The following is a 7,906-nucleotide window of genomic DNA, read 5'->3' as shown; positions in this document are numbered from 1 at the left end:
TACGGTCTCGTTGGCTCGTAGATGTTTATAATATACAGGTAGAATATATTTTGTTTTAAAATTCATTGGATATATTTCCAAAATGTTTTATAATTATATTATGGTCAAATATAATATAAGGAGATGTATTTAATGGATAAAAAAAATATGCTATCTAATAATAGCAACAAAAAAAATAAATCCAAAGAAAATAAACAAAAAATACTACTTAATGAAGGAAATAATATTAAGAGTAATAAGACAATTAATAGTGATATGCTCAATAATGAGCGACAAAAAAACAAGGGGGATAAGCATATGGAAAATGTAATTGACAGAGAAAAAAATATAAATGATGAATATAATCAAATGCTAAAATTAAAAAAAGTGGGAAAGAGTTTAAAAGATTTATTAAATATTGATCAGGAAGATATAAATAAAGCAATAAAGGAAATGCGTAGTGAATGGAAGTAATAGTTGATACCAATATATTAATAGATGCAATATTTGATCAATTAAATTGTGAGGATTGCTGGGAAATATTACATTTGATTCGTAAAAAGGATATAACTCCTATTATGTCTAAGGGATTATTGAAGGAATATATTTTTATACCTTCTAAAGTTGTAATAAATGCTTTGATAAAAACATTAAACCAAAAAGGATTTATTGATTCAGTAGTCGAGGAACTTATGGCAACTCTATATGATTGTTATAGTGATGTATGTGAAATGATTATAAATAATTCAAAGATTGTTAATGTTAGTTCAAGAGGTAAATTCTGTATTGAAGATCCAGAAGATAATAAAATTATAAATTTGGCGATAGATTCGGATTGTCCTATCATAATTACAAAAAATGATAGGCATTTTGAGTGTGTGTATCATAAACAAATAAAGACTTGTACTGGAAAACAAATAGAGATATATAATCCGAATAATTTTATAAATATGATGCGAAGATAAAGAAAATTCGTATATTAGGTTAAAATTAATATAGACTTAGAGAGAAAAATCTCAGGTCTTTTTATATTGCAAAAAACAACCCGAATTTTAACCATGGAAAAAGCCAAATTATTATCAAATTTTCTAAAACTCTTTCTGTAATAAAATAAAAATGTGTTGTAGTATCCTGTTTTCATTTGATACGGTCAGAGCAGGATAGTATAATAAAATCATAGGGTGACGGAAAATAATAGCATCAAGTGGTGACTATTTTGGAGGTAAGATATGAAAAGTAAAAAATTAATGTCAATAGTGGTAGCAGCAGCCGTATGTGTGTCATTTCTGGGAACGGCTAAATTTGCGGGAAATAATGTTGCAAAGGCGAATACACAGACTACACAAACGGTACAAGCTTCAAACAGCAGTAATGTAATAAGGCTTGGAGGAACGGATAGGTATGACACTTCCGTAAAGATATCCCAATATGGGTGGAGACAGGCTGATACGGTATTTATAGCTGGTGCAGAACACGATGCTGACTTTGCAGATGCTATAGCAGGGACACCACTTGCACATAGCTATGATGCACCAATACTTTTAACCAGAGCAGCCGCACTGCCAGACAACATAAGTGAGGAAATAACAAGGCTTTCACCTAAAAATGTATATATACTTGGTGGTACGGGTGTTGTTTCATCAAATATAGAGAATGGTTTAAAAGCTAAAGGTTACACTGTTACCAGAATAGCAGGAAAGGACAGGTATGAAACTGCAATTGAGATAGCAAAACAATTGTGGGCCAAATATCCAAGCTCCAATACTGGCGCAATTTTAACTACAGGGCAACAATTTCAATATGCTCTTAGTATAGCTGCTTCAGCTGATGCACCAATATTATTTTCAGATGGCAATACAATAAATTCCAAAGTTGCGAATTTAATTGCCAGCAACAAAAATATTCGGAGCATAGAAGTAGTTGGTGGCGATAAGGTAGTACATTTAGGTGACTATTATAAAAACAATCCTTCACTGTTTTTAATAGACAATTATAACAGCGTATCTGAACTTGAAAAAGGTACGAAATTGGAGAATGTTCATGGAATAGCTGTTGCCAGCGATACGATTTTCCCAGATGCACTTTCGGGAAGTGCCCTGGCTGCAAAACTGGGCTATGTTCTAGTATTAAGCAATGGAACTGATTTTTCATATACTATAGAACCTCTTGAAAATGTATTGTCCTCAGCTATATTTCTTGGAGGAACGGGTGTAATCTCCGATGGTTTGCCTGGAAAGATATCTGCTATATTTAACAAGGACATTCCATCTAATCCCGACGGATTGAAAGACTCTGATGAGGTACCTTTTACTGATGAAAACTTGAAGAAGGATGTTGAGAAAGCACTTGGTAAAACTAATGTAACTCTTGCTGATGCTAAAAAAGTGTTAAATCTAACATTAAATGATAATAATGATTTAATTGATCTTAAATATTTCCCAAATTTAATGGTTTTGACAATGAATGGTGGGTCTATTAGTAATGTTGACTATATGACCAATTTGCATAATTTAGAGTATTTACATTTAAACAACTGTAAATATGATTTGGATTCTTTAAAGTCATTAAAAAATACAACAGTAATTGCTGATGGACAAATAATATCTAGAACTAATTAAATATATTAAACTATATGGTATGGGTATAACTAGCTTCAAATTTAAAGCTGGTTATATTTTTTTGAAGAAAATTTTATCAATTATCCTTTCCTTTATTTAAAAAAATAAATTATAACCAAAATTTTCACCATGAAAATAAACAAGAAATAATCAAATTTTATAACAGTGAATTCGGGATATAGTGAAAGTATAAATGGAGAAAGGAGGTATGTTATATAAATGATAAAATTGAAAGAAAAAAATGTGAGAAGAAGACTTCTGGCATTTTTCGTATGTGTAGGTATTGCGACCGTTGCAGTTGCTAATGTAGTAGGCAGCAAAACAGCCGCCTATGGGAGGAATGGAAATTGGGATATCTATAAATCTGATGGATTTTTAATAAAAGGCTTAGATAAGATTTTTGCAAGGACTGTTAAAAATAACCCTGAAAGTCAAGATAGTAACAAAAACACTCACGTTGTACAAGTATACATGGATCTATATGATAAGAATTATAGTTCCTATACTGTGATAAATTCCTTGTCAGATGGTAAGCCTATCGGAGATTCTTCGATCCCTGAAGTCCCTTCAGATCCCCAAATTCCTAACAAAGAGTTATATCTAGATAATACAATGTTTACAGATTCTAATGGGCAAAAGAAGGTATCAGCCTGGTACAACAGCACATACGGACCGTTTATCGATTCAGAGGTAGGCAATTCCAGCGAGGCATCACAGGAGGAAGATTCGGTTGATTTTACTAATTTGCTGTTTCCTGAAGGAAACGATAGAGCATATGTTATATCCACGGAATCTGTATATCATCTCAGAGACGCTAAAGCTATTGCCACTTTATATGGCTCTAAATATCCAATTCTGTTATCTAGTTCGCAAGATTCTAGTTTAGCTGGAAAATTGTCTAATATGAAAGCAAAACATGCAATCTTCCTCGGGGGGACAGGCACCAATCAGGGGCCTGCAGCATTTGATAATTTGACAGGTATAGGTACTACCGGCACCGATATGGTGAGAATAGGTGGTACAAACTATGCCCAAACTGCCAGGTTTGTAGCACAATTGCCAAGTAATGTCTATGACTTCCCAGAGCAACCTGAGAATAATCTAAGCAAATATTATTCTTTAAGTGCTGATAATTCTGTGAGTGCGAGTGTTGTAAGTTCTATATCCCAGAAGCTGCAGAGTAATGATTTCACCGGTGCTGTAAAATTAGCCTTATCCAATAAAATAGGCAATTCTAATCCACGGGCAGAGACAAATGTACAGTCTGGTATGCCAGCTTTAGTTATAGGCGGTTTTGACAAAGATAATCCACCAACTGGAGATGAGAAAGATAAGCAAAAAGAGAAATATTTAAAGATTTATCTTTGCGATCCATCGACAGGTCAGATAGTTTTTCAATATTTCACAGCAGGTTTTAAATTTGTGCCATCGACAACAGGAAATGGCTTAGTAAACCTCACCGTAAGGGTAAGTCCAAAGGATGCGGGCACAGTCACTCTTGATGGAAAGGCAAGTCAAGATGGTAGTGTAACGGAAAATAAGCAACTTGTAAATGGGAAAGCTAACTTTAAGGTTACACAGACTCCTAGTACACAAGCACCACAGCAAAGCCACTGGGAATTTGACCACTGGGGTGTCCTAGATGGGGATAATGTGACGCCAGATAATAGTGGAAATGTAGCAATAAGCAAAAGTACAACATTAGTTGCCTATTACAAGCTTATTTCCGACGCAAAGGATAAAATCTATGGTGATGAAAGCTCTGTACTTACAGTTAAAGCTACCGTTGATGCTGCATGGTATAGAAAGAATGAACCCCACAAGGCATCGGATACGGGTGCAACAATAGCCAAGGAAGGTCAACGTGTTACCTTCACTGTAAATACATCTTCAGATGATTTTAGATATCCTATAACCGACAGCCGGGGATGGCAGGATGATCATACGCCAAGCACTGTTATTTACAATAGAGACGGATTCTATGGTATTTTATATGGCCGGGGAGAGGAATCTCACGATTTTGGGCACTGGGTGCATCACAGAGATGATGATTACTGGGTGTCCCACTGGAAGTACCGCCAGGATTACAAGGGTACCATATACAGAAAACCAGTACAATATTTTTCAGCACAGAGGCTGCAATTTATATTCCCGGATGAAATCAGCCATACAACAGGAAAAGGACTTAACAGCGCCTTAAAGGACAATACGAATTTAGTCCCTATTACACCTTATATGGAATGGTATATTCAGTCAACTCCAACATTTTCGTCAAGGTATACTGATGGGCAGATATGGAAATATAATACTGAAAAAGTGGATTTTGATGTACCTCTTACCACTCCGGTAACTATAAAGGACAACGGTGTTAGGATAAGAGATCCATATATAATTAAAATCCATGCTATTGAGACAAATGGCTATATTACAGCAGATACTACGGTTAAGCTTGATATAAGGGGAAACATATATCAGGGTATATATACGACACCTATAGGATAGAGATATAAGCAAAAAGGAATTGTTTATTTTAAGCAATTCCTTTTTTATGTAAAATTTTATCTGTATAATTTTTAAATTCTATGGTATAATATTGGTAATAAAAAAGTGGATTATAAGTTCAGCCTGTTTGGTTAAGTTACGTAATTCACAATTTATGAATGATAAACTTTTTCGTCAATATGTTATTATCGGGTGCATAATGTATCCGATTTTTAATTTAAACAGAAAATAAGAGAGGTTATAGTATGTTTAAAGTTGATATTATAGGCAGAGTAGATAAAATGAGAATAACTAAAAATGATATATTATTACCATTATATGAGGCTATAGTGAATTCATTTCAGTCAATTGAAGAACTAAATGAGATCAATGATGATAAACAGATCGCTATTAATATTTTAAGAGATATGAGACAAGAACCACTTGAAAATAAGGATAAAGAAGAGAATTATCCAATAATTGGTTTCATAATTAGAGACAATGGAATAGGATTCAATGATAAAAATTATGATTCTTTTTTAACTTCAGATTCTACTTATAAAAAGCAAAAAGGTGGAAAAGGAATAGGAAGATTTACTTGGTTAAAGACTTTTACCGATATAAGTGTAAGAAGTGTATATGTTGATAAAAATAATAAAAGGAAAATTAGATCTTTTTCTTTTGTTTTAGATAGTGATCCTATTAAAAATTTGAAAGATGAATATACGCAAGATGAGTTATTTACAGAAGTTAGGCTAGAAAATATGAAAGATGAGTATAGCAGTAAGCTTCCCAAGACTAAGGATAAAATAGGCATGAAAATAATAGAGCATTGTCTAGCATATTTTATTCAAAAAAATTCACCTAGGGTAATTATTCAGGATAACTTTGGAATGATTGATTTAAAAAAGAAGTTTAAAGAAAGTTTATCTATAAATATGGAAGAAGAAAATTTTGAAGTTAAAAACAATAAGTTTCATATATATCATATCAAGTTATTTGAATCTGATGATAATAAAAATAGAGTTCATTATTGTGCTAATTCTAGGGAAGTTAAAACTGAGCCTCTAAATGAATTAATACCAGATCTAAATGGAAAGATAAATGACGGTGATAGAGATTTTGTATATTCTGCATATGTATCTGGAAAATTATTTGACAATATAGTTAACGATGAAAGAACTAATTTTAATTATAGTTTACTGGAAGCAAATTTATTAAATAAATATGAAATAACAAAGAAGGATATAGAAACTGAAGTTGTAAGTACTATATCGAATCATTTGAAACAGTATTTAGATCCTATAAAAAAAGAAAAAAGAGAATATATAGAGGCTTATATAAAAAGAGAAAGACCGGAATATAGACCTTTATTAAAACATAAGCAAAAAGAAATATCTAATATTAAGCGTAATATAAAAAAAGAAGATTTGGATTTGGAATTATTTAAAATTCAACAAAAGTTTAAATATGAAGTTAAAAAGCAAGGAGAGGAATTTTTAAGTAAAAATAAAGTCAAAAATATAAAAAATATAGATGAATATAAAAGAAAATATGAAGAATATGTAGAAAAGGAAAATGAGTTAGGTAAATCTACATTAGCAGAGTATATAATACATCGAAAAATAGTAATAGATTTATTAGAAAAATCCTTGAATATAAACGCCGATCGTAAGTATGTATTGGAATCTTATATTCATAATTTGATTTTTCCTATGAAAACTATATCGGATGATATTGATTATGAAAATCATAATTTATGGTTGATAGATGAGCGTTTAGCATATCATTATTATTTGGCTTCTGATATAAAGATGAAAGATATTGAGAATATTAGTGTAAATACAGATGATCGTGCAGATATTTTAGTAATTGATAATGCAGTTGCTTTAAGTGATGAAGATAGTAAACCGTATAATGCTTTGACAATTATAGAATTTAAAAGGCCTATGAGAGATGATTATACAGATGAAGAAAATCCAATAAATCAAGTTTTAAAATATACAAGAAATATAAGAAAAGGAAATGCCAAAGATAAAAATGGTAGGAATATAATCATCGCTGAAAATTCACCTTTTTATTTATATATTATTGCGGATATAACCCCTAACCTTGTAGAACAAGCAGAAAATGCTACATTAACAAAAACGCCAGATGGAATGGGGTTCTTTGGATATAATGATTCGAAAAATTTAAATGCATATATAGAAATAATTTCATATGAAAAATTATTAGAAGATGCAAAAAAAAGAAATCGAATATTATTTGATAAACTTTTTAAATAATTGAGAAAAATAGTTGTATATACTATGTTCCATCTATAAGGTATATAAGGTAATTTTTTAATACTGTTAACGTGCAAGAGAAAAAACAGGGGATTACTTAAAAACAAGTAGTTCCTTATTTTTATGCCTTAAAATACCACATATTAAGTATATAGAGAATTAGCAAATACCCTGTAAAGGTAACGATTAGTATTGGCCGTGTGGCCGACAAAAAATGAAAGGTGGAATTTTTTATGTTAAATGCATTGTTGTCAAAATTAAAGAAAGAACAGAATGGTTTGTATATGTTAAATTTATCATCCCAGATAAAAGAGAAAAATAGGAAAATAGAGTTACAAAATGAGCTTTTGAAATTCCAAAATACTAAGATTTCAGAATTAAATTCAGATATTTTAACAAAAAGGACGTAATTCTCTTATCTTCTATAAGTGGGAGATGAATAGTCCTTGTTATTTTAGGTTCGATTCCTAAAATAATAACTACTTGACGAATTATTATATATGATGTATTCTAAAATCAGTGGTAAATATATAAATGAGGTAA

Annotated in this window: 6 protein-coding genes; all 6 read left to right on the top strand. The window is 31.3% G+C overall.

Going from position 1 to position 7,906, the window contains the following annotated elements:
- Positions 1-132 precede the first annotated feature (132 nt).
- The 6 genes from J5G60_RS14960 to J5G60_RS14935 all read left to right on the top strand — a co-directional run bounded on the left by J5G60_RS14960 (position 133) and on the right by J5G60_RS14935 (position 7,773).
- Positions 133-453, top strand: coding sequence for a hypothetical protein (locus tag J5G60_RS14960; protein WP_150358688.1), 321 nt, complete (start codon positions 133-135; stop codon positions 451-453).
- Complete coding sequence (locus tag J5G60_RS14955) at positions 444-944, top strand: putative toxin-antitoxin system toxin component, PIN family (RefSeq protein WP_150358687.1); 501 nt, start codon at positions 444-446, stop codon at positions 942-944. Before J5G60_RS14960 ends, J5G60_RS14955 begins: the two co-directional genes overlap by 10 nt.
- A gap of 264 nt (positions 945-1,208) precedes the next feature.
- Positions 1,209-2,597, top strand: coding sequence for a cell wall-binding repeat-containing protein (locus J5G60_RS14950; protein WP_150358686.1), 1,389 nt, complete (start codon positions 1,209-1,211; stop codon positions 2,595-2,597).
- A gap of 219 nt (positions 2,598-2,816) precedes the next feature.
- Positions 2,817-5,099, top strand: a complete 2,283-nt coding sequence (locus J5G60_RS14945) for a hypothetical protein (RefSeq protein ID WP_150358685.1) — start codon at positions 2,817-2,819, stop codon at positions 5,097-5,099.
- Between the two features lie 245 nt (positions 5,100-5,344).
- A complete protein-coding gene (locus J5G60_RS14940) occupies positions 5,345-7,363 on the top strand; it encodes an ATP-binding protein (RefSeq protein ID WP_150358684.1) in 2,019 nt (672 codons plus the stop codon).
- A gap of 233 nt (positions 7,364-7,596) precedes the next feature.
- Positions 7,597-7,773: a hypothetical protein gene (locus tag J5G60_RS14935; protein WP_179977730.1), complete on the top strand. Its 177-nt coding sequence runs from the start codon at positions 7,597-7,599 to the stop codon at positions 7,771-7,773.
- Positions 7,774-7,906 lie beyond the last annotated feature (133 nt).

Origin of the sequence: Clostridium sp. HV4-5-A1G, from assembly GCF_900184915.1 — a bacterium.
In the GTDB taxonomy this organism is placed as follows: domain Bacteria; phylum Bacillota; class Clostridia; order Clostridiales; family Clostridiaceae; genus Clostridium_B; species Clostridium_B aromativorans.
The sequence above is the reverse complement of the archived record's forward strand: the minus strand, read 5'-3'. Positions and strand labels throughout refer to the sequence as shown.

What these genes read in the sequence shown, in the direction of transcription:
- J5G60_RS14935 (WP_179977730.1), top strand. Translation starts at nt 7,597, where the DNA reads ATGTTAAATGCATTGTTGTCAAAATTAAAGAAAGAACAGAATGGTTTG.
- J5G60_RS14940 (WP_150358684.1), top strand. Translation starts at nt 5,345, where the DNA reads ATGTTTAAAGTTGATATTATAGGCAGAGTAGATAAAATGAGAATAACT.
- J5G60_RS14960 (WP_150358688.1), top strand. Translation starts at nt 133, where the DNA reads ATGGATAAAAAAAATATGCTATCTAATAATAGCAACAAAAAAAATAAA.
- J5G60_RS14950 (WP_150358686.1), top strand. Translation starts at nt 1,209, where the DNA reads ATGAAAAGTAAAAAATTAATGTCAATAGTGGTAGCAGCAGCCGTATGT.
- J5G60_RS14955 (WP_150358687.1), top strand. Translation starts at nt 444, where the DNA reads ATGGAAGTAATAGTTGATACCAATATATTAATAGATGCAATATTTGAT.
- J5G60_RS14945 (WP_150358685.1), top strand. Translation starts at nt 2,817, where the DNA reads ATGATAAAATTGAAAGAAAAAAATGTGAGAAGAAGACTTCTGGCATTT.